We start from the raw sequence: 22066 nt of genomic DNA on the forward strand, positions 1-22066 counted from the left end.
AATAAAAAAACAACTCAATTTCTAAATGACATGGGTTCGTACTGGCATCAACGTTATAGGCAAGGATACCTCAAACTGTTGCTGGATGTTATGCATGATCTGTATGCAGCGTGCTTTGTCAGCAATAGCCACCGTGGCAGAAATATGAGCGATGATTTCACCGATATAGGCAGCTGCCTCCGGCGATTTCAGGGCTTCTTTTTCCAGCAGGCTGAAGATACGTTCCTTGGCTACCCTGGCTTTGTTGACACGGCTCAATACAGCACGGAAATAGTGTTCCATACTGCGGAGATATTCCAGGTTACCGGCAGCATATGTTTCCAGGTAGTTGGTAGCAAATACCTGCATGGCTACACTTGGATGCTGGCTTAGTTTCAGCAGATAAGAAGCCCCATCGGCCTCTTTGAAGAAGCGCATCAGCATCTCCCGGCCAAATGCCTGTATATCGGGGCGTACGCTGTCGGCAATCGCTACGAGCGTTTCCGGTGTCCAATCGTTTTCGGTGAACTGTGTACGGAAAAACTCCTGCGCAAAACGACGGGTATCTTCCCATTTAGCATCCAGTAAACCGATAGCAGCATCGCGCTCATAGCGTAAACGGGCAACGTGCTGATTGTAGAAACCCCAGCACCATTCCCGCACCGCCAGCAGCTCATGGTTACCGGCGGCAATCACCTGTTTAATGGTGAGCGCTTCCGCCGGGATGTATTTATTTAATACCAGCACACCAAACTCCTGTGCAGCGCGGTAGTTGGCATACAGTAAACGTAATGCTGTAGCAGTGTCTACATCCTGCAGATGACCTACCAGTTCATTACTCAGGATAGAAGCGATATCATCGTGGATACCTTCCTCTGTTTCCTTACGCATCAGACGGGGCACCAGTTCATTGACCAGGTACACAGCCAGGCGGCTATCTTTTGCGATCAGCTTAGCGATCAGCGGACGAACACCTTTTCGTACATCCGTGTACGTAGCCAGTACCATATCCAGCAGGAGTTCCGGTCTTCTCAGCAGTTCTTCTTCCGGCATGGCCTGCAATACTGCGATACCACCCATTCTCACGGATTCATATCTGCTGGCCGTCAGATTACGAAACAGCTGATCAGACAGGTCAGCGAAGTTCAGCTGTCCTTGTTTCATTACCAGCAGCCGCACGCCCAAAGCCTGACAGGCAGGCACTTCGGAGTTCATGAGGTCAGTAACCACCGTTATATCTACTTCACGCAATGCATCGCCGCAGAACTGTTCCAGGATCTGGCAACCGTCGTTGAGGTTATGGGTTACTTCTTCCGACAGGTTGTTGGAAGCCATCAGCGCCGTGATCGATTTACCGACCAATGCGCGGGCTTTATCCATTGGCAGGTAATCTGCCGTCAGGAACTTACGTACGTAGTTACGTACATCCTGATACGGATTAAATATCAGGCGCATCAGGAAATCGGTGTCCCCGAAGCAGGCTGCCTTGTTTTGATCTACCCAGTCCAGACCCTGTATCCTGGCCACTTCCAGTGGACTCATGGTAACAGCGTACAGCAGGAAGAAAGACAGGTTAGCCGGATTATATTTTTCTTTCGCCAGTTCCAGGCCAAAGAGTGCGGGCACGTTAAAATGGCTGATCAGCAGATAATAAATCGTCTGTTCATCCATTTTGGATTTCAGGTCCGCATAGTCGGGATGCGCTTTCAGTTGCTCCATCGCAAAGAGATGCACCGCTTCCATACGGCCGGTGATCAGCAGTTGAATGAAAGCCTGCGGCATCTGTTGCCACAGTTCCAGGAAAGGTACGTCGCTTACCGGCCCCTCCTGTGCAGGCGCGGGATCAGGTTTGTAGGCAGGTGGTACTACACCCGGAGACGGGCTTTGTTTCTCTCCTCCCAGCCAGCCAAACAGCTTTTGAATCAGAGTACCCTTCTGCTGTGCTTTCACCGTATCGGGGTGTTCCCGCAGGGTGGTTGCTTCCTGGGTGGGATTGCCTTTATTATCTTTCGGCTCTTCAAAGTACCATTCAGTACCATTGGTATCGAGCTTCATGTTAGGCGCATTGCCACGCAGGATGTAGTTCAGGAATACTGCGCGGGAATGGGCCGGAAACTGGCGGTACCAGGTGGTATAACGGCCATTGACCCAGCTGTATTGGCGGGTTTGATACTCCTGTTTCGCATCGCGCTGTTCCTCATATTGCAGCAGCAAAGCGGTAGCCAGGCGTACATATTCCAGGTCCCCTCTTTTGCCGATAGCGCGCAGATTGCGCAGCACCCTGCGTTTGAGGTAGTTCCTGGTTTTATTGGAATAAGACAGGCGGGAGCCTGGTTTTTTAATTTCTTTTGCTATTTTGAAATACTCCTGTACTTCCGCCACATATACGTTGGGGTGATATTCATTCCCATCGTAGTCCAATCTTTTACCAGGATGGTTAAACATGGGCAGTTCCCTTTCAAACCTAACGGCCAGTGTACCTACGACACCCTGGTCGTCGCGCAGTTCTGCCTGTTTGAAAATATGGCGTATGTGCTGGAAATAACTGGGACGTAACGGCATATGTACCAGGAAGCCGATGACAGCATCTCTGACAGCCTTGTTACTGTAGGCTACGATGTAGAGGTCTTCCAGCAACGGATAATTCAGCTCTGTTTTCACCAGTACCAGTTGCTGGGCCGCATCAAAGATTTCCTGTGCATTACCACCGGCAATAACCTGTTGTAATGATTCGGGTAAGCGCAGCAGGTAACTCTGGATATGTGCGTTACGTTCTTCTTCCGGCAGCACCATCAGCAGGCCGTTGGCCGCCAGCATCCGGATATTGAGCGCATAGGAGCCGTTGTCGGCATAGGAACGCAGTACCGGTGCAGCTGCGGGATCACCACATTTGCCAAGCGCCCAGAGGGCAGTATAACGCTGCATGGCATCCCCTTTCTCCACCAGTTTGATGAGATAGGGAACGGCCTCTTTGATTTTGCGTTCACCTGCTTTCCAGATCACACGGGATGTTTTCCATTTGGTTTTATACGCGGGCTTGTTTTCCACGGCGCCCTGCAACCTTTTGAGAATAGCGGCGTTTTGCGGGTCGGACACCTGGGAAGTATCTACTGGTACAAAAGACAGGTCCTGCACAGCTTCCTGCTCACCGAGATAACCTTTGCCGCGTTTTTCTTTTTCCAGCGCGTCGAAGATCGTGGTGGCCGCTGCGAGGGCTACGGGGGTTACGGTCTTGGTGCCTTCTTTCAGGGTTCCGAAGCGTTTTCCGTATCTAAAGTTAACAGTATATTGTTCCGGGCCAACTTCACAAAGGTCTATTTCATATGTTTTATCCGAGTTTCCTTCCCGGAAAAACAATTTTACATTCCTGACTAATCGCATGAGCTAACATTAAAATAGTAGGCTAAACTAATAAATAACTCCAATTTGCCAAGTATATTTTTTTAACATTCATTTCCCCGCACGGAGAACGATCGCGTCAAACGCAATACCCGTAACAGTTAGCGCAGGATACTGCTTTCCGGGAACAGATTCTATCTCGATAAAAATTCTGATAAAAACAGGCGGGGATAAAAACAAAAGAGCGTCCTGTGGAGACGCTCTTAGTTTTTGTTGTAACCTTCATAGCCGAAAAATATCGTCCTGAAGTATTTATTGTAACGGAAATGATTACACGTTAAAACGGAAATGCATTACGTCGCCATCGGCCACGATGTATTCCTTGCCTTCGATACGCAGACGTCCGTTGTCACGGGCGCCGGATTCAGAGCCATATTTTACGTAGTCGTCGTAAGCGATTACTTCGGCTTTGATGAATCCTTTTTCGAAATCGGTGTGGATTACGCTGGCGGCCTGCGGCGCTTTCCAGCCTTTGTGGATAGTCCAGGCGCGTACTTCCTGTACACCCGCAGTGAAATAGGTGATCAGGTCCAGCAGGTTATAGGCAGAGCGGATCAGGCGGTTGAGGCCCGGTTCCGTGAGACCATATTCTGAGAGGAACATTTCCTTGTCGCCCGGATCTTCCATTTCGGAGATCTGTGCTTCGATGGTATTGTTCATCACGATAACTTCTGCATTTTCGGCTTTCACGCCTGCTTTCAGGGCTTCAGAAAACTTATTGCCGGTATGGAGTGATGCTTCGTCGACGTTAGCCACGTACAGCACTGGCTTTTCCGTGAGCAGGAACAGGTCGGCGATAGCCACACGTTCTTCCTTGCTCAGGCCCAGTTCGCGGATATTGCGGCCTTTTTCCAGGTGTTCCTGGCATCTTTTCAGCACTTCAAATTCCGCTTTGGCTTTAGGATCGCCACCGGTTTTAGCCATTTTCTCGGTGCGGGCCACTTTACGTTCTACGCTTTCGAGGTCTTTGAGCTGCAGTTCGGTGTCAATGATTTCTTTATCGCCTACCGGGTTGATCGCCCCTTCGTCGCGGAGGATGTTGTCATCTTCAAAGCAGCGGATTACGTGCACGATAGCGTCTACCTCGCGGATATTGGCGAGGAACTTATTACCCAAACCTTCACCTTTGCTGGCGCCCTTTACCAGGCCGGCGATGTCCACGAACTCGATGGTAGTAGGCACTGTACGCTGGGGTTGTACCAGTTCGGCCAGTTTATCCATACGGCTGTCAGGTACATCTACCTGTCCTACGTTAGGTTCTATGGTACAAAAGCGGTAGTTGCTGGCCTGCGCCTTAGCGCTGTTACTCACCGCGTTAAATAATGTCGATTTCCCTACATTCGGCAATCCTACAATTCCAACTTGCAAAGCCATTTTTTAAAATTTGCGCAAAGATAAGTTTATTTTAGTTTATTTGTTGCCTGAATAAACCAATAATCTAATGGCATTAAACTACGTTTGGCTGGGCTTTTTCCTGATCGCGTTTGTAGTAGCAGTTTTCAAGTCGGTGTTTTTACAGGATACGGCCATTTTCGGCGATATTATGAACGGTATGCTGGGCAGTGCCAAAACCGGGGCAGAAATCTCCCTGGGCCTGGCCGGTGTGATGACGCTCTGGCTTGGTATCATGAAGGTGGGCGAGGCTGCAGGCATGATCAATCGCTTCTCCAGACTGGTAAATCCATTTTTTTCGAAGTTATTCCCCCTGGTACCCAAAGGCCATCCGGCTATGGGTTCTATGATGATGAATTTCTCCGCCAGTATGCTCGGATTGGACAATGCGGCCACGCCCATGGGGCTTAAAGCCATGAAAGAGCTGCAGGAACTGAATGACAAACCGGACACTGCCAGCAATCCGCAGATTATGTTCCTGGTGCTGAATACAGCAGGCGTTGTACTGATTCCCACCTCTGTGATCGCCTTACGGAAGGCCGCAGGGGCCGCCAATCCGGCTGATATTTTTGTACCTACACTGATTTCTACCTTTGTAGCGTTTATTATAGGGATGTTTACGGTAGCCATGTACCAGCGCATCAACCTGTTCAAACTCCCCGTACTGGTGTTCCTGGGCGGTTTTGGTGCGGTGGTGACCGGTTTATACTTTTGGGTGAAACACATGCCGGCAGAAAAGATCGGTCCCACTATGAGTAACCTCGGCGGCGGTATCATCTTCTCGATCGTGATCCTTTTCCTCGGGGCAGGTATCATCAAAAAAATCAATGTGTATGACAACTTTATAGAAGGCGCCAAAGAGGGATTCGCAGTATCCGTGCGGATTATCCCCTACCTGGTGGGTATATTGGTAGCCATCAGTGTATTCCGCACTACCGGTTGTATGGATTACCTCATCAATGCTATCGCCAGCGTATTTTCCTGGATGGGCTTTAACACTGATTTCGTACCGGCATTACCGGTAGCCCTCATGAAACCATTGAGTGGCGGCGGCGCCAGGGGCCTGATGATTGAAGTGATGACGCGCTACGGCGCCGATTCCTTCCAGGGTAAACTGGCCAGTGTGATCCAGGGTACTACGGAAACTACTTTTTATGTACTGGCCGTCTATTTCGGCTCCGTGAATATTAAAAATACCCGTTACGCATTGACAGCCGGACTGATTGCCGACTTCTTCGGGCTGCTGGCCGCGATCCTGCTGGGGTATCTCTTTTTTCATGGCGCTTAAACTGCGGTTATAATAAGCATCAAACCTATGTTACAACCTAAGAAAATTCATGAAGACTGGATTGCGGTGATTATCGCATTCCTGACCATCACATTGGTGGTGGCCGGTTTGAAGCCGGCATTGCCTAAATACGGATGGTCTTCCGGCGCTGAACTAGGGGCGCAGCTGACCAACCCTTCCAACCTGATACATATTGGCGCGTTGTTCCTTTGGGTACTGGGAAGCCTGTTGCTCGCGAGGTTTCTGGCCGGAGAGTTCAAACCCGCTGCCCTGGTGACAGGTCTGCTGGCCATTGTACTCATTTCGTTGCTGGCACAGTTGATCACGGCCAACAAAACCATTAAGGACCTGGGCATTGAAGTGGTGCTTTTCAGCCTGCTGCTGGGCCTTTTCATCAGCAACGTGATTGGCCTGCCGGAATGGATAAAACCTGCGCTGCAAACGGAATTGTATATCAAGATAGGATTGGTGCTGCTGGGCACGAACATTATTTTCGGAGACATCATGCAGGCAGGTATACTGGGTATATTACAATCTGTAGTGGTGGTATTTACCGTCTGGTATTTTTCTTTCTGGTTATGTAAGATGTTGGGGCTGGACGATGAATTTCGGATGATGATTTCCAGCGCAGTATCTATCTGTGGCGTTTCGGCTGCTATCGCTACTTCCGGCGCTATTGAAGGGGACAATAAAAAACTGTCGCATGTTATTTCCCTGGTAATGATCGTTGCGATCCCGATGATGCTGTTTATGCCCGGTATCGCCGTATGGGCCGGCATGTCGCCCGCTGTGGCCGGCGCCTGGCTGGGTGGCACCATTGATACATCCGGCGCGGTAGTAGCTGCCGGTACCAAACTGGGGGATGAAGCGCTGAAATATGCGACCATCGTGAAATTCTCTCAGAACGTATTACTGGGCCTGGCCGCTTTTATCATTTCTTTTTACTGGTCTTATACAAAAAAGAAAGCCAATTATGAGAAGCCTACGCTTCGCACTATCTGGGACCGTTTCCCCAAATTTGTGCTGGGCTTCATTGTGGCCTCTCTCCTGTTTTCTTTCGTGTTGCCGTCGCCGGTAGTTGCTGCCGCAAAAGGTTCACTGAAAGAAATTCAGACTTACTGGTTTGCCCTGGCTTTTACCTGTATTGGCCTGGAAACCAAATTCACCGATATCTTTAAAGTGGAAAACGGGAAACCCGCCATGGCATTTATTATTGCGCAGTTGTTCAACATATTCTTTACGCTGATTGTAGCGTATCTTGTTTTCAGATAAACCCCCATCAGGCAGGGATAACGGATAGGTTATTCCTGCTTGATTCTTATGGGCCGGGCTTTATCATTATGAAAATCTGACTTCATTATTTTTCTTCCTGCATATTTCTTTTGATAGAAATAACTATCATGAAATCTTGATCCCCCTTCTACGCCAGCTCCTACCGTTTCGTCTTTTTTAAGTTTGTTTTTAATGGCAGTGAAAATCTTTTTGGTATTGCGGTCCGGTGTTTTTGATAACACCCTTAACGCAATCCGTTCAATGCTATCCGCTGTTTCCCGCCCCCCTTCCCCTACAATAACAAAAGGCGCCATTTTATCATCGTATACCTCGTGCCAGGTAAGACCGGGCAACTGTTGAGATAAAATATGGAAGCCCAGGTTTTTCCCCCGGTTATCTTCCACCTCATGAGCGCCTGTTGCAGCGGATATTTTTTCCAGGCAGATGTTTCCCGCATCATCTTTTCTCTCTATAAAAAAATCTGCTTTATTCTTCTCCAGTATATCCGCTACATACGGCATAAACTCTTTCAAAGACATGACAACATTGATATAAGACATCTAAATATATTTAACGGTTACTTCAAAAATAGCAAATGCCCGTTTGATAAAACATCAAACGGGCATCTATATGTTATCATCTTCGCTACTATCTCCACAAAATCAGCGAAATCAGCACTCATCCTGTTCATCATTTGTTCCACCATACTCTATCCGTTAGCGTTACCGATGGCACATTCGCACCGTTGCGGCTTTTCTCGGAATCCGTGTAGGCTACCCTACGGATAAAGGTAGGTAGTTGAGCATTGACCGGCAGGTTAAAATCCTTGTATTGATACTCGAAGCGGCGGGCATCGTTCCAGGCTTCGGGGTGCAGGAACATGGCCACATACTTTTCTTTCAGGATCAGGTCCAGGGTAAGACCAGCCTGCCCTACGGCTACCACCGGATTAGCCAGATACGCGTCGCGGCGGGCAGGATCTACGCCCAGTTTGTTCATGTTCACCGTAATGCCTTGTATGTATGCCTGGTAAGCCTGTGGTAAATCGCCGCTCCGGAAGGCCGCTTCGGCCTGGATAAAACGGGCCTCTGCATTGGTGGCAATCAGCAGCGGGGCGCCTGGTTTGGAATAAAAGCCTTTCTGGGAAAGGTAACATTCTTCCCTATTGGTACCGGAACCTATTCTGCCGGCGCCGTTGATGGTACCGCGGTAGTCGCCAAAACGGGTGGTATCGGTAATCATCGGCAGCCGCGGGTCAAATACGCCGAAAGTTTTGCCGTTGAGGGCATCTACAAAATGGGTGCTTAACCAGCCGTCGAGCAGGTTGTTAACGTTGTTTACTGCGGCCTGGTTCCAGGGACTGAGTGATTGAAAACGGGTCAGCTGGGCATCATCCGCATTGTCCGTATAGCCGTTGGCGAGAGCCGCCAATATTGCTGCCGGATCGTAGTTGCCTTTTTTAGTGAGATGATTGAGCAGCCGGGCTTTGATAGTGTAGGCCGTTTTGATCCAGGCAGCCGGTTTACCGCCATGGATCAGGTCTTTGACAGGGTCCAGTTCATATTTGGAGCTGGTGCTTTTAAGCCGGGCAATACCATCGTCCAGCATGGCGATACATTGCAGGAACACGCTGTCATCCGGTGTATAAGCCGGTTGCAGGAAACTGGTATTAAACGCCTGTGTATAGGGTACTGATCCCCACATATCATTGAGGACCGCCAGGTTGATGGCCATCATCACCTCCGCAGCGCCTACGTGGTAGTCGGCGCCACCGGTGCGGGCCTGTGCAATCAGATCGTGCAGGTCCGTCATGTTATCGTACAACGCTTTCCAGGTGCTGGTATAGTCGGTGGATTCGTAGGTATCGCTGGCGCCGTTGGCATTGGGCGAAGCGAGGTACTGCACAAAATAGGACGTGGCGTTGCTGGCACGGTACAGGTTATACGAAGTAAAATAAGTGGTGGAGGCCAGCAGTCCGTTCATGGGTGGAATGACCGCCTGGTTTGGGTTATCGTTGATATCCAGCTCCTTTTTACAACTGGCGGTGAGCAGGGCCAGTAGTGCTATATATAATATGGTGTGAATTCTTTTCATGATCGAAGCAGTTTAGAAGGTTACGTTCAGAGAGGCCAGGAAACTACGTGTAGTCGGGTACGTGAATCCGGCAAAAGCGTCGATGGCGTTGTCGGCGTTCATGGAGCTGGACTCAGGATCGAAACCGGTGTATTTGGTATGCAGCCAGAGGTTATTGCCGGTAAAAGTGAGGTTGGCTGCGGAAATCAGGTGGGTGCGGGACAAGAACCGGGGTGGCAGCTGCCAGGAAAGGCTCACGTTGCGCAACCGTACCCAGGACGCATTTTCTATGAAGTTTTCCGTTACGCCGCGATATACGTTGCGGTAAAAACCCCCGCCATAGTTACGGCCATCCGGCCCTTTGGCCTGTTGCAGGTATACCACCTGTTTGTTGGGCGTGCCATCCGGCAGAACGCCATCAAACACCTTGCTGCTGAAGCGGTCCGCTGTAATAGCAGACTCCCCGAAGGCCGACATAAAATTGGCCAGCTGATTGTATTTCATAGTACCCTGGCGGGTATCTATCAACACAGACAAGCTCAGGGGGCCGTAGGTGAAAGTATTGGTGATAGCGCCGATCCACTTGGGCTGGGAATTACCCAGGTATTTTTGAGCGGAGTTGATCATCGGGAAACCTGCCTGACTGCCGGTGGCGGCGATCTGAACAGGGCGGCTATAGTCGATAAGGATACTGTTGTCTGGCTGACCACCCATATACCGCTGGTAGCTGGTGCCGAAGATAGCCCCTACCGGGTAACCGGGGAGATATTTCATGGTAGCAGTAGAACCGGCATAACCAAACTGGTTACCTACCACGACTTCAGACAATCCTTTACCGAGGTTCAGCACTTCGTTGTGGTTGGAAGAGAAGTTCACCCGCACGTCCCACTGGAACTTTGTTTTTTTGACAGGCGTAGCATTGAGGGCTATTTCCACGCCGCGGTTTCGGATAGAGCCCGCGTTGGTATAAAATTCCTCGTAGCCTGTAGCGCTGGACACTTTTACGGGAATCAGCAGGTCAGTGCTTTTGGAAGTGTACCAGGCAAAGTCAACGCCTATACGATCATGCAGGAAACGTAGTTCCGTACCTACTTCAAAAGTGTTGGTGAACTCCGGTTTCAGCTGGGCATCGCCGTAGCGGTCGGCCCGGGTCCAGCCAATCACGTTGTTATCAATCGGTCCATCTACCAACGGAATGTAACCGGAGCTGGTGTTGTAGGGCTTCGCATCTTTACCCACCACCGCCCAGGAAACGCGGGCCTTTCCGTAGGACAGTATGTTATCCGGTATTTTCAGGTGGTCCGTAAAGAGGTAGGCCAGGCTAGCAGACGGATAGAAGAAAGCCCGGTGCCCTTTCGGCAGCGAGGAGCTGATATCTGTTCGGCCGGAGAGGGTAAGATATAACCAGCGGTCCCAGGACAGGGTCCAGTCGCCAAACAACCCGACGAGGTAATAATTGGTAATGTTTTGCCTGGAGACGATCTTTTTAGCGTTCTGCATAATGAGCAGGTCCGGAATATCCAGGGTATCGCCTTCTGTAGAGAGTTGTTTAAAGCGCTGGTCAAACAGGTCGTGTCCGAGTTTGAGATCGGAAGTCAACCGGGACGTAATATTGTTTTTGAAGTTGAGGATCAGGGTGGAACTAAGGCCACGTTGGTTGACCATATATTCATTGACGAAGCCGAAACCGTTGTCGGTATTTACCACTTCGCCGGCGATGCCTTTGGGACCGGGGCCGGTATGGCGGCGGTTGTCGGTGTAAAAGTCGGTACCGGCGCGGTATAGCACGTCCAGCCATTTAAACGGAGAATACGTGAAGTTGATATTACCGATGAGGCGGTTTACGTTATCGCCGAAACGATTGGTGTACAGGGTGTACATAGGGTTATCGGTAGCGCCGTAGGTTTGTTGGGTACCGTCGGGTTTAATATAGTCGCGCAGGTTCCAGCGGGGTGACCAGTAGATGAGTTGTTCCCCGTAGCGGTCAGCATTGGCGCGGTTACCACCGGAGTTGATATAGTTGAGGGACACCCCCATTTTTACTTTTTCGCTGAAGCGGATATCGCCGCTCACACGAGCGGAATAGTTCTGATAGTTACTGAAGGGAATAACACCGTTCTGGTTGAACTGACCTAACGAGGCAGCATATACGACTTTTTCCGTACCTCCGCTGATAGCGAGCGTGTTGCGGTATTGGGAACCGGTGTTATAAGCTTGTTTATAGTTATTATACAGCGAAGCCGGGTGTGATGGGTCCAGTTTGCGGGCTTCTTCCACGGTAGGTCCCCAGGCCGGCCAGAAGCTTTGGTTATCGTATTGACCATTGTTGCCCTGAGAGTAAGCCATTTGCACATCAGGGGTTTTACCTACTTTATCGAATCCTGCGGTGGTAGTAAAGCTCACGCGGGTACGGCCGGTTTTACCGGATTTGGTGGTGATGATGACAGCGCCGTTGGAAGCACGGTTACCATATAATGCAGTAGCTGCACCGCCTTTTAACACGGAGATACTTTCAACATCATCGGGGTTGATATCGGCAGCCCGGTTGCTCATGCCGCGGGTATCGGCGCCGGTGGTCATGGTGGTGCTATTGTCCAGGGTGATGCCATCGATTACAAACAGGGGCTGACTACTACGACCCGGGTCCAGGGAGTTAATGCCCCGGATCACGATGCGGGAGCCTTGTCCGGGTGCGCCACCGCCGCTGGAAATCTGCACGCCGGCTACTTTACCCTGCAGGGCATTTACCACATTGGATTGTTTGGACTGCGAAAGGTCAGCACCTGATACATCCTGGATGGCATAACCAATGGCGCGCTTTTCTTTTTTGATGCCCATGGCGGTGACCACTACCTGGTCGAGGCTGCGGGTATCGGGTTCCAGTGTGACCGCCAATGGCCCCTGGCCGTTGACCGATACTTCTTTGGTCAGGTAACCGATAAAACTGAATACCAATACCTGGGGACCTGTGGCCATTGGCAGGCGGAAATTACCGTCAGCGTCTGTGGTAGTACCATGGGCACTTCCTTTAATCTGAACAGTTACACCGGGCAATGCGGAATTATTGGCGGTGACACGGCCGGAGACAATACGGGGTTGGGCGTAAAGATGACAAAGGGGAATAAATAGGAAAGCGCCCACCACCAATATCAACGTGCAAATTGATTTCATGGTGTTTAGTTTAGACTTTGGTTTGAGATGCGTTGTGATTCGTTTTTTGAGATTGTACTGATTAAGATAATCAAGGAAAAACGAAAATCAATGCATCCGTACTTCATTTCGGTTGTTTGGCAGACATAATTTTTTACATCAATTATAATTTATTGATGACTAGTAAATAAATGAGAAGTAATGGGTACTAACGGGGTATCTGTGAGGGCTATACGAAGATGGTATAATGAAGGAGAACAGGGCTGACCGGAATGCATCAGCCCTGTAAAAAATTAAGCTGTCAATGTTTTCACCAGGCCGAAACTATCTTCCAGGAGCAGATAGCGGTTAATGCGACCATCTCTCACCGTGATTTGTATGGTGAAGGGACTGTAAAACACCTTCCCGGTGGCGAGCATGCGAGATTCCAGGTTCCCGGTCAGCACCGCCTGGTCACCCGCATAAAATTTTCCGGTGAACGCATAAGATATCGGTTCCACATGGCGGAACAGTTCTTCATAAAACAGGACCACTTCTTCTTTCGTGTTACGGTCTCTTATCCAGGGTGCCATTGCCTGATTGCCGGGTATACGCCATTCTACCTGGTCGGCCAGTAAATCCAGGTTAGCCTGGTAGTTTTTGGCGGAAATATTACCCAGGTATTTTTCTACTACTGCCTGTGTGGATGCTACTTGTGATTCCATATATGTGAAGTTTATTTTAAACCGATCGTTTCAAAATAAGGCAAAAAAATTATCGTCTCAGGGAACTGATTAAAAAATCGACCATATCGTTTACTTCCTGTTTGTTGCCCGAAAGGATATACCGCATATGAAAGCTGTTGCAGCTGGAGAGGATATAACGGGCAAGCATATCCGGTGCAAATCCGGGTTTCAGTTCCCCGGCATCTATAGCCCGGATAATCAGCTCCTCGAAAATAGCTTCCAGTGCGGCGGCGTTTTTCTTAATAAAGGATGCCACAGCAGGTTCGTCATTGCCCAGTTCAAAGATGGTGCGAACAATCAGGCAGGCTTTGCGGTCTTTATAGGTTTGTTCAGCTACGTCGCGTATTGTGAAAGCCAGCGCTTCAAAGGGTGAAACGATGTTTTTTCCCGCGCGGCGGTATTGTTCTGTTTTCAGCACGGCATAATTCTCCAGGCATTTCAGGAAGAGCTCCTGCTTATTGCCAAAGGAATTGTAAACGCTGCTGCGGTTGAGTCCCATCCTGTCCACAATATCATGAATGGAAGTGGCATGGTATCCCTTTTCCCAAAACAGGTTCCGGGCTTGTTCCAGCTTTTCTTCATAATCAAATTCTTTATTCCTCGGCATGAGGCAAAGGTAAATGTTTTGAAACGATTGTTCCAAATCAAATATTTGTTGTGTTCAGGTGGGAAGCAAACCGTTGAAAGGCACCTTCGTTTTCTGCCAAAGTTGCAGTTTAGGGATGTTGTCAAGGGGAACGAAATATGGCGGTCTTTCTTTCAAGGACTTCGAAAATGATCGTGCTTACAGGTAATGATTCGTTCAGGTTTAGGGGTGGCTGCGGTTCCGAGGGAGGGGATGCTTCGGCCCGAATCCCAGGGAAAGAAATGGAAATGGTGCTCGGGTAAAAGGGAATGCTTCGTTTCGGTATGGGGCACGATTGGGGCATCTGAGGAGGGAATGAGGCCGCTGGAAATTCAGGGAGCTACGTTACCATTAAAAGAAAGCCGGCCTTTAGGCCGGCTTTCGAACAAGTTATTTTGCGATGTTGATGATACCGTTCATCGTTTTCACGAAGTCCTCCGAGCAGGAAGGGCTGATCACCCATTTACGGGAGCGCGATTCCACCAGGACAAGGTTTTGCCGGTTGGTGCACCAGCGCTGGTATTTACCGATTTCGGCGGAGCGGTAGGTGCCGAGGTACCCGAAGATACCACCAATGCCCAGCATACGGCTGCTGGTACCCAGTTCCTCCTCGGTGATGCTGCGCAGCCGCACGATGTCATCAAACATGATGGTAATAGGAAACAGTGCTCTTTTGATCACCAGGCCTTCGGCGGTGATTTTATAATACCGGGGACTGAGGCAGGCTGCCACCAGGATGGCCGGTATCAGTATGAACAATAGTATACTGGTTTTTACCGCTTCATGATTCACATCGGTGATCTGCCGGCATAAAATGACCAACGTAATGATGATCGTGAGGTTTGTGATTATTTTGGAGTTATCATCCAATGTTGCGGCGTATCTCATAAGTCCTGTCCTTTGGTTGCAGAGAAAGATAGAGAAATTTAATTATATCAGGAATCATACTTGCCTGTTTTTTCTTCGATGGTGACATCCTGATCTTTTTTTATCTGCATTTTTATATACACGAGCAGCTGTGATGCACCCGCCTTAAAACACACTTCCTGTGTTTTACGCACTACTTCCATCAGCTCATCATAGGTACCTTCCATCACGGTTTCAAATGGACATACCCTGTACTTAACACCCGAATCACGGATCACCGCGATGGCTTCATCCACTACGGCATATACTTCTTCGGAAGGCACGGACGGCAGGATCTGCAGGGCTAAATTAATCTTATGACTCATCTCTTTATCTTTAATTTATAATTTGATTATCAATATTTTATAAACATCTATCTACAACAACACTTAAAGCAAAAAGCAAATGAAGATACATCATAATTCATGGAAGATGATAAAAACTTGTCCTTCAACCTTCAACCATCTCCCTAAATAATCTATACAATCATCTATATATCAATAAAATATAAAAATCATCATCAAGTAATTATCTAACTAAAAAAGCAATAAAATGCAGGTCTTCTACCCTACTTTTTAATCACTTTATAGAGATCATTTCGTATATCCTTCATCGTTTGTACACTGCCAAATGCATGCAGTTCCTTCAGCAACACCAAATCAATATCTGCTACGACCACCATCTCGGTATTGGGTGTCGACTCCGCCTTTATACCCGTTACCGGGAAGTTAAAATCGGAAGGTGTAAATACACAGGATTGTGCATATTGCAGGTCCATATTATTTACTTTCGGCAGGTTGCCTACACTGCCTGCGATGGCAACATAACATTCATTTTCAATCGCTCTGGCCTGGGCACAGAAACGGACACGGTTATACGCATGTTGGGTATCGGTCATAAACGGCACAAACAAAATCTGCATGCCCTGTTCGGCCAGGATACGGGAAGGCTCCGGAAACTCCACATCATAACAGATCTGTATACCTATCTTGCCGCAGTCGGTATCAAATACCTTGATCTCTGAACCTCCCTTCATCCCCCAGGCGGATACTTCCCCCGGTGTAGGATGGATCTTGATATACTGTTCCCAGGTACCGTCGCGCCGGCACAGGTAAGAAATATTATACAGCACCTCATCGATCACGATAGGCATACTGCCGGAAATGATGTTCACATTATATGACACCGCATGCTCCAGGAACCGGTCGCGGATGGTTTCTGTATACTTGGTTACCCCGCGGATGGCGCCCGCCGGGTCCAGCTGGTTAAATTCCCCCATCAGCGGCGCATTAAACAGCTCGGGGAACACTACAAAGTCCGACCCGTAATCACTCACGGCATCAATGAAAAACTCCACCTGCTGCATGACGGTCTCCAGACCACCGTAATCCCGCATTTGCCACTGTACCAGTCCAATCCGTACGGTGGATTTATTATACCGGATGGTATCGCTGTCCTTCTCATAGTAAATATTGAACCACTGCAACAAGGTGGCGAACCCCTTGGAGGCCTCGTCATTGGGCAGGTAATTTTTCAGTATCTTCTTTACCGTAAAATCGTTGGAGAACTGGAAGGTTAAAGTGGGATCATAAATCTCCTTATCCTGTACCTTTTCAATATACTCCCTGGGTGACAGTTTGTCGGCATACTTTTCATAATTGGGAATACGGCCACCGGCTACAATCCCTTCCAGGTTCAGCTGCTCACAAAGTGTTTTGCGGGCATCGTACAGTCTGCGGGCCAATCGCCTTCCCCGGAAATCCGGGTGCACAAACACCTCTATACCATACAGGATGTCTCCCTTGGGGTTGTGGGTGCTAAAGGTGTAATAGCCGGTAATCTGCTCATAGGTGTGATTGTCACCGAACTTGTCATAATCCACGATGATTGACAAGGCACAACCTACCACCCGGCCATTAACGGTAATGGCTATCTGTCCTTCGGGGAACAACTTGATTAACCGCTGGATGGTGCTTTCGCCCCAGTAACTTCCCGCCATATCGGGATAGGCAGATACCATAGATTCCCGGAGGTCCAGGTAATCGGCAGCAGTAATATTTCTGATTTCAACTGTTTCTGACATATATCTATTTTTCTTGTATTAATTTAACCTTTTGTGACCGGATAAAGTTTATTTGTATGAACCGGTTCATTTTATTTACTTTGCATTCCATTCAATTTTACCCATCCCTCCTCTGGACGACCTTCCTTTTTTAGTTACCTACTGGTATTTATCATGATGTCTGTTTATAACCGGGATATTGTTATCGTGGGCTTACAACCCTGGTACACCAAAATTGGCAGCAACTGCAAAAGTCTCGCTGCCGAATTTTCCAAACACAACAGGGTATTGTACGTCAACGCCCCCATAGACCGTCGTACTGCTTTCAATCGTCATGCCGGCGAGGAAATCGATCACCATAAGGCGGTCATCAGCGGGAAAGCGCCTTCCCTGGTGCAGATCAGTGACAATATGTGGAATCTTTATCCCACTTCCGTTATCGAATCCATCAACTGGTTGCCGTTCACTTCTCTGTTTTCTGCGTTTAACCGGGTCAACAACCAGCGCTTTGCCCGTAACATCCGAAAGGCTATACAGCAACTGGATTTTAAAAACGTGATCCTGTTTAATGACAATGATATTTTCCGCAGCTTCTATCTGAAAGAGCTGTTACAGCCGTCGGTCTATATCTACTACAGCCGCGACAACATCCTGGCGGTAGACTACTGGCGCAGGCACGGTCAAACACTGGAACCAAAACATATCGCCAAAGCTGACATCGGCGTAGCCAATTCCCTGTATCTGACGGAACGTTTAAAAAAGTATAATCCGGAAAGTTATTATATCGGTCAGGGTTGTAACCTGGAGCTGTTTAACCCCATGCATGTGAAAGCAACGCCGGCGGACATTGCTCATCTGAAAGGTCCTGTTATCGGTTATGTAGGCGCCCTGACAAGTTTAAGACTGGATATTCCCCTGCTGGTCAATCTGGCATCAGAGCAGCGGGACTGGAATTTTGTGCTGGTAGGCCACGAAGATGAAGATTTTAAAAAGTCGGCATTACACGGACTACCCAACGTTCACTTTACCGGCGGCAAGCCGATGGCAGAACTCCCGGCTTATGTGCATGCATTTGATGTATGCATTAATCCGCAGGTAGTCAACGATCTTACCATTGGCAACTATCCCCTGAAAGTAGATGAATACCTGGCTATGGGCAAGCCCGTCGTCGCCACCCGTACGCCTACCATGAAAATGTTTGAGGAACAGGTATACCTGGCGGAAGATCTGACCTCCTATCTGGTACAGTTAAAAACGGCCCTTGAAAGCAACCCTGCAGCACATGCCGCGAACCGCAGGGCCTTTGCGCTCACCCATACCTGGGAGAACTCCGCTGCTGCGCTATATGAGGCCATTCAGACTTATGAAGCCCGTCTATAATTTCAGCAGACGGCCTACCCATTTATAGTCGGTATCTGTACCTCTTACCTCTATGAAGTAGAGGCCTGTACCCGGCATGCTGAAATCGATGCTGGTAGAGAAAACCCCATCCATCTGAAACATGAATTGTTTCACGACCAGGCCCGTGCTGCTATAGATAGTAATCCTGCCGTTTTTAAGGGCGTTATTCCTGATTTTAAGCATCGCGCTGCCATTACCCATTATTCTGTTAGGATACAGGCTAACGCTGTCCTCATCATTATCAGGTACGTCAGGGTCCACCACGGTGACCGTTTTGACGGCACTGGCGGACAGGCCTTCATTGTCAGTAACCGTTAACCGGAAAACGTACACCCCTCTCTGCAGTCCGCTGGCAGTGGCTTTAGCGGCATTAGCGCCGACAATATTGGCATTGGAAGGACCGCTTACCTGCGCCCAGTTGTACTGCGTGATGGTACCGTCCGGATCAAATGATGCCGTTCCATCCAGGATAACGATTGACACCACTTTTTCATCGGGACCGGCATTGGCTACCGGCGGACGGTTGGTGCCCGGCGGTGGTAAAACGGTAATGGTTACACGCGCAGAGGACGAGGCGCCGCCGTTGTCTGTTACCGTCAGTTGAAATACATAGGTACCCGCTACCAGGTTGGTAACGGTGGTAGTGGCCGTGGCGGGGCTATTGATAGTACCTCCGTTGGGGCCGCTTATCTTTTCCCATTTCCAGGCAGTGATTGTGCCATCTGTATCGCGGGAAGCGCTGCCATCGAGCGTAACGCTGCCGGCGGGTGCCGTAATCGTTTGATCACTGCCGGCGTTAGCGATGGGAGGTTGGTTGGAGCCGGGAGTACCTGTCACCGTCACCGTTACCGTGGTAGTGACCTGCGTACCCGCGTTATTGGTGACGGTTAACTGAAACACATATACGCCCTGTACCAGTCCACCGGCGCTGGTATTGCTGGAAATTTTATCGTCCAGCGTACTGGCGGAGGGTCCGCTGAGTTGTTTCCATTCATAGCCGGTAATGATACCGTCGGGATCATAGGAACTGCTGGCATCCAGCTGCACCGAATTAGTGGGCAGGGACACCTTCAGGTTGTTATTGGTAACGATCACCGGCGGCCTGGCTGCGGCAGCCCGGACTGTTACAGTTACCAGGTCCGTTGCACGGAGTCCTTTATCGTCTGTCACCGTTAGCTGAAAGATATAGGCGCCAGCGGTAAGCCCGGTTACCGTTGTAACCGCCTGTCCTGCGCTGGTAATGGTTCCTGTAGGCGGACCGCTGATCTTTTTCCAGCTATAGCCGGTGAGAGTACCATCGGCATCCGAAGAAGCAGAACCGTCCAGCTGTACAGTGTTGACCGGCAGGGAGATAAACAGGTCTTTGCCCGCATTGGCGGCGGGGACTATATTGGCAGTACCATTTTTGAATTCATAGGCGCCCACATCGTATTTGCCATCTTGTGGACGGAGGGTGTTTTCCAGGTCGGTGGTCAGGCCCAGGTCGGTCATATCGCGCCCGGCATTGATAGCCTTAGAACCGGCCACCAGGCGAAAATTGCCATTGGGGGCGTCGCCGATGCCTGCGTCGGCGGGTGTTTTAAAATTCAGGTTATTGTTAAAATCGAACTTTATGGGATTGGCTCCTTTGATGTAATAGCCGGTCTGCGGGTAATCCCATTGGGTACCGTTGGCAATCACGAGGTTGTTGTACACCTTATGTCCGATCGTCGTTTTGTCCGCATAAATCTTGATACCGTTTACCCCTGTATTGTACACCGTATTATTATAGATATAAGCCGTTGCCGGTTCAAACACTATTTTATCGATAGCATTGATACCCTCGTAGGTAATATTGGAAACTACGTTATTGTAGACGGTATTGATACCGGAGCCGAAGATCTGGATACCGGGATTATAGCCTTTATCGACACGGTTGTTGTAGATATTCAGGGTACTGCCGCCGCCGCTCATGATACCATATCCATGCGCACTATTGCGGGCTACCGCATAATTTACCACGCGGTTGTTATACACCTTGTTGGTTCCAAGATCAGTCATGGAGATTTGTATCCCATCACTGCCCATATTTTCCAGGTCGTTGTTATATACTTCGAGGTTCTGGATATGATGGGATTTCATATCCTGGCAGCTGCCACTGGAGTAGAGATAATGGGTGTTGCCGATATAAAAACCTTCCCAGGTGGAGTTACGGCAAAGCAGATCATGGATTTTGATGTTTTTCATCAGGAAAGATCCTTCCCACCATTCGGGATGATCGCAGCTTTGTAACGTTTTTGCCTGTACGAACATGCTGGCATCGTGTACATATATATGATGCACATCGAAGTCGGTAGATCCGTCCCCGAAATAAAGGCCAAACATTTTTTCCCCTTTCTGGTTGGTACCGTTTACATCGAAGCCATATTGCAGACTGGCGTCACCGTTACCCTCCAGCTTAAAGTAGCTGCAGGTGGAGAGTACAAAAGCTGCCGCAGTAGCAGTACTGTTGACCCCTACCCTTACCAGGCCGCCACAATTGGTAATAACAACTGGTTTATTGCTGGTACCCGTTAGTTTACTGAATTGTATATAATCGTAATCACCGGCGGGGATGCAAAGCGTATCACCCGGGTTGATTTTCAGTTGGTTCATGGCGTCCGTATAGTAGATGCCGTTACCCCGGTTGGGTTTTACCTCAATCCGTTTGTTGCCCGGCGGTGGCGGCGTTACGCCATTGAGTGCATAGGATAACAGCCATTCATATACGTTTTGCCCCGTGGCAGGATCTTTATAGGCGGGGTTGTAGGCCTGCGACCAGGCGTCATGGCCACTGACATCGAAGATGGTCAGTTTAGCCGGCGGTGTCGGAGCAGGTACGGTGCTATTGATTTTATTGACCCAGTCGATAGACCATTGTGGATTGACCGTTGGATCGATCTTGTTATGAAAAGCCCACACCGGTGTATGATTAGCGGCGATAACCGCCGGTAGTTCGGGCCGGTCATTCACATTGTAGGCGCCGCATACCATGGCAGCCGCAGCATATTGTTTGGCCTGCGAAGGATTTTCAGAGATCACTCCCCAGGCTACACCACCACCCATACTCAGACCGGAAACATATATCCTGTTGGGATCGATACGATATTTGGTTTTCAGGTATGCCAGTAGTTTATGTACATCGTCTGAACCAGGCCATTTAATAAATTGGGGAGAGATCACGATAAAAGAAAAACGCTGACCGTTCACCGAAAAAGAAGCAGGAAATTTTCCTTCCTTAATAAGCCGGGGAATACCATTATTAGCTACCCCTGACAAGGGTCGCGGCATATTGGGATTATTCGCATCATATTGCAGCTCACCTACTCCATGGCAAAAGATAATTAACGGGTAATTATTATTGTTGCTGTTATAATCCTGCGGTAGCGCTTCCAGGTAGCCTGCTACGTTATTGACGGTTTGAGCAGCAAGCGGCACTTCCACCTGTTGTGCGGATACTGGTAATACAAAGGATAAAATGAGCAGGCACACAACAGCCTTTCTGAGTAATGTGTAGCGTTTCTTCACCGGACAACGGCTTTTCGTAAAAAATGGTTGTCTATTGCGTTTCAATGGGGCGACGATTCCATAGTTATCCCGGGCGGAGACCTGCAATAGCATGGCCCGCAAGATAGAATTTTTATCCTACAAATATAAAAAATATTGAATATCTATTAGTTTTTAAATTAAATTATTAATAAATAAATCTTGTAGTAGATTGATTTTCATGAAAAATTTTTATTTCCTGGAAGATGACTGGCATTTTATTTAACAAA

At 48.9% G+C, this 22066-nt stretch carries 14 protein-coding genes; 3 read left to right on the forward strand and 11 right to left on the reverse strand.

Going from position 1 to position 22066, the window contains the following annotated elements; all coding sequences use genetic code 11:
- Positions 1-21 precede the first annotated feature (21 nt).
- Positions 22-3360 (reverse strand): HEAT repeat domain-containing protein, encoded by a 3339-nt coding sequence (locus tag ICL07_RS00170; protein WP_188085937.1) that lies wholly within the window; start codon positions 3358-3360, stop codon positions 22-24.
- A gap of 288 nt (positions 3361-3648) precedes the next feature.
- A complete protein-coding gene (gene ychF, locus ICL07_RS00175; protein ID WP_188085938.1) occupies positions 3649-4752 on the reverse strand; it encodes a redox-regulated ATPase YchF in 1104 nt (367 codons plus the stop codon).
- A 67-nt stretch (positions 4753-4819) separates the two neighbouring features.
- Between ychF and ICL07_RS00180 the strand changes: the two genes are divergently transcribed.
- Positions 4820-6058 (forward strand): nucleoside recognition domain-containing protein, encoded by a 1239-nt coding sequence (locus ICL07_RS00180; protein WP_188085939.1) that lies wholly within the window; start codon positions 4820-4822, stop codon positions 6056-6058.
- 27 nt (positions 6059-6085) lie between these two features.
- Positions 6086-7330 (forward strand): YeiH family protein, encoded by a 1245-nt coding sequence (locus ICL07_RS00185; protein WP_188085940.1) that lies wholly within the window; start codon positions 6086-6088, stop codon positions 7328-7330.
- 29 nt (positions 7331-7359) lie between these two features.
- Here the strand turns inward: ICL07_RS00185 and ICL07_RS00190 are convergent, their stop codons facing one another.
- The 8 genes from ICL07_RS00190 to ICL07_RS00225 form a co-directional block, all read right to left on the reverse strand.
- Complete coding sequence (locus ICL07_RS00190) at positions 7360-7890, reverse strand: hypothetical protein (protein ID WP_188085941.1); 531 nt, start codon at positions 7888-7890, stop codon at positions 7360-7362.
- A gap of 130 nt (positions 7891-8020) precedes the next feature.
- The gene (locus ICL07_RS00195) at positions 8021-9424 is read right to left on the reverse strand and encodes a SusD/RagB family nutrient-binding outer membrane lipoprotein (RefSeq protein ID WP_188085942.1); all 1404 of its coding nucleotides are present in this window, start codon (positions 9422-9424) and stop codon (positions 8021-8023) included.
- Between the two features lie 12 nt (positions 9425-9436).
- Positions 9437-12574: a SusC/RagA family TonB-linked outer membrane protein gene (locus ICL07_RS00200; protein ID WP_188085943.1), complete on the reverse strand. Its 3138-nt coding sequence runs from the start codon at positions 12572-12574 to the stop codon at positions 9437-9439.
- Between the two features lie 272 nt (positions 12575-12846).
- Positions 12847-13257 carry a nuclear transport factor 2 family protein gene (locus tag ICL07_RS00205; protein ID WP_188085944.1) on the reverse strand — a complete coding sequence of 137 codons (411 nt, stop codon included), beginning with the start codon at positions 13255-13257 and terminating at the stop codon, positions 12847-12849.
- A 49-nt stretch (positions 13258-13306) separates the two neighbouring features.
- Entirely contained in the window at positions 13307-13885 is a 579-nt protein-coding gene (locus ICL07_RS00210; protein ID WP_188085945.1) for a TetR/AcrR family transcriptional regulator, read from the reverse strand.
- Between the two features lie 408 nt (positions 13886-14293).
- Complete coding sequence (locus tag ICL07_RS00215) at positions 14294-14791, reverse strand: PH domain-containing protein (protein ID WP_188085946.1); 498 nt, start codon at positions 14789-14791, stop codon at positions 14294-14296.
- Positions 14792-14838: 47 nt separating this feature from the next.
- Positions 14839-15135: a thiamine-binding protein gene (locus ICL07_RS00220; protein ID WP_188085947.1), complete on the reverse strand. Its 297-nt coding sequence runs from the start codon at positions 15133-15135 to the stop codon at positions 14839-14841.
- A 242-nt stretch (positions 15136-15377) separates the two neighbouring features.
- Entirely contained in the window at positions 15378-16892 is a 1515-nt protein-coding gene (locus ICL07_RS00225) for a GNAT family N-acetyltransferase (protein ID WP_188085948.1), read from the reverse strand.
- 153 nt (positions 16893-17045) lie between these two features.
- Between ICL07_RS00225 and ICL07_RS00230 the strand changes: the two genes are divergently transcribed.
- Complete coding sequence (locus ICL07_RS00230; RefSeq protein ID WP_188085949.1) at positions 17046-18251, forward strand: glycosyltransferase; 1206 nt, start codon at positions 17046-17048, stop codon at positions 18249-18251.
- Here ICL07_RS00230 and ICL07_RS00235 read toward each other — a convergent pair.
- Positions 18246-21818, reverse strand: coding sequence for a PKD domain-containing protein (locus tag ICL07_RS00235; RefSeq protein WP_188085950.1), 3573 nt, complete (start codon positions 21816-21818; stop codon positions 18246-18248). The genes ICL07_RS00230 and ICL07_RS00235 overlap by 6 nt on opposite strands.
- Positions 21819-22066 lie beyond the last annotated feature (248 nt).

Source organism: Chitinophaga qingshengii (assembly GCF_014529935.1).
GTDB classification, from domain to species: Bacteria; Bacteroidota; Bacteroidia; order Chitinophagales; family Chitinophagaceae; genus Chitinophaga; species Chitinophaga qingshengii.

What these genes read in the sequence shown, in the direction of transcription:
- ICL07_RS00170 (WP_188085937.1), bottom strand. Translation starts at nt 3,360, where the DNA reads ATGCGATTAGTCAGGAATGTAAAATTGTTTTTCCGGGAAGGAAACTCG.
- ychF (WP_188085938.1), bottom strand. Translation starts at nt 4,752, where the DNA reads ATGGCTTTGCAAGTTGGAATTGTAGGATTGCCGAATGTAGGGAAATCG.
- ICL07_RS00180 (WP_188085939.1), top strand. Translation starts at nt 4,820, where the DNA reads ATGGCATTAAACTACGTTTGGCTGGGCTTTTTCCTGATCGCGTTTGTA.
- ICL07_RS00185 (WP_188085940.1), top strand. Translation starts at nt 6,086, where the DNA reads ATGTTACAACCTAAGAAAATTCATGAAGACTGGATTGCGGTGATTATC.
- ICL07_RS00190 (WP_188085941.1), bottom strand. Translation starts at nt 7,890, where the DNA reads ATGTCTTATATCAATGTTGTCATGTCTTTGAAAGAGTTTATGCCGTAT.
- ICL07_RS00195 (WP_188085942.1), bottom strand. Translation starts at nt 9,424, where the DNA reads ATGAAAAGAATTCACACCATATTATATATAGCACTACTGGCCCTGCTC.
- ICL07_RS00200 (WP_188085943.1), bottom strand. Translation starts at nt 12,574, where the DNA reads ATGAAATCAATTTGCACGTTGATATTGGTGGTGGGCGCTTTCCTATTT.
- ICL07_RS00205 (WP_188085944.1), bottom strand. Translation starts at nt 13,257, where the DNA reads ATGGAATCACAAGTAGCATCCACACAGGCAGTAGTAGAAAAATACCTG.
- ICL07_RS00210 (WP_188085945.1), bottom strand. Translation starts at nt 13,885, where the DNA reads ATGCCGAGGAATAAAGAATTTGATTATGAAGAAAAGCTGGAACAAGCC.
- ICL07_RS00215 (WP_188085946.1), bottom strand. Translation starts at nt 14,791, where the DNA reads ATGAGATACGCCGCAACATTGGATGATAACTCCAAAATAATCACAAAC.
- ICL07_RS00220 (WP_188085947.1), bottom strand. Translation starts at nt 15,135, where the DNA reads ATGAGTCATAAGATTAATTTAGCCCTGCAGATCCTGCCGTCCGTGCCT.
- ICL07_RS00225 (WP_188085948.1), bottom strand. Translation starts at nt 16,892, where the DNA reads ATGTCAGAAACAGTTGAAATCAGAAATATTACTGCTGCCGATTACCTG.
- ICL07_RS00230 (WP_188085949.1), top strand. Translation starts at nt 17,046, where the DNA reads ATGATGTCTGTTTATAACCGGGATATTGTTATCGTGGGCTTACAACCC.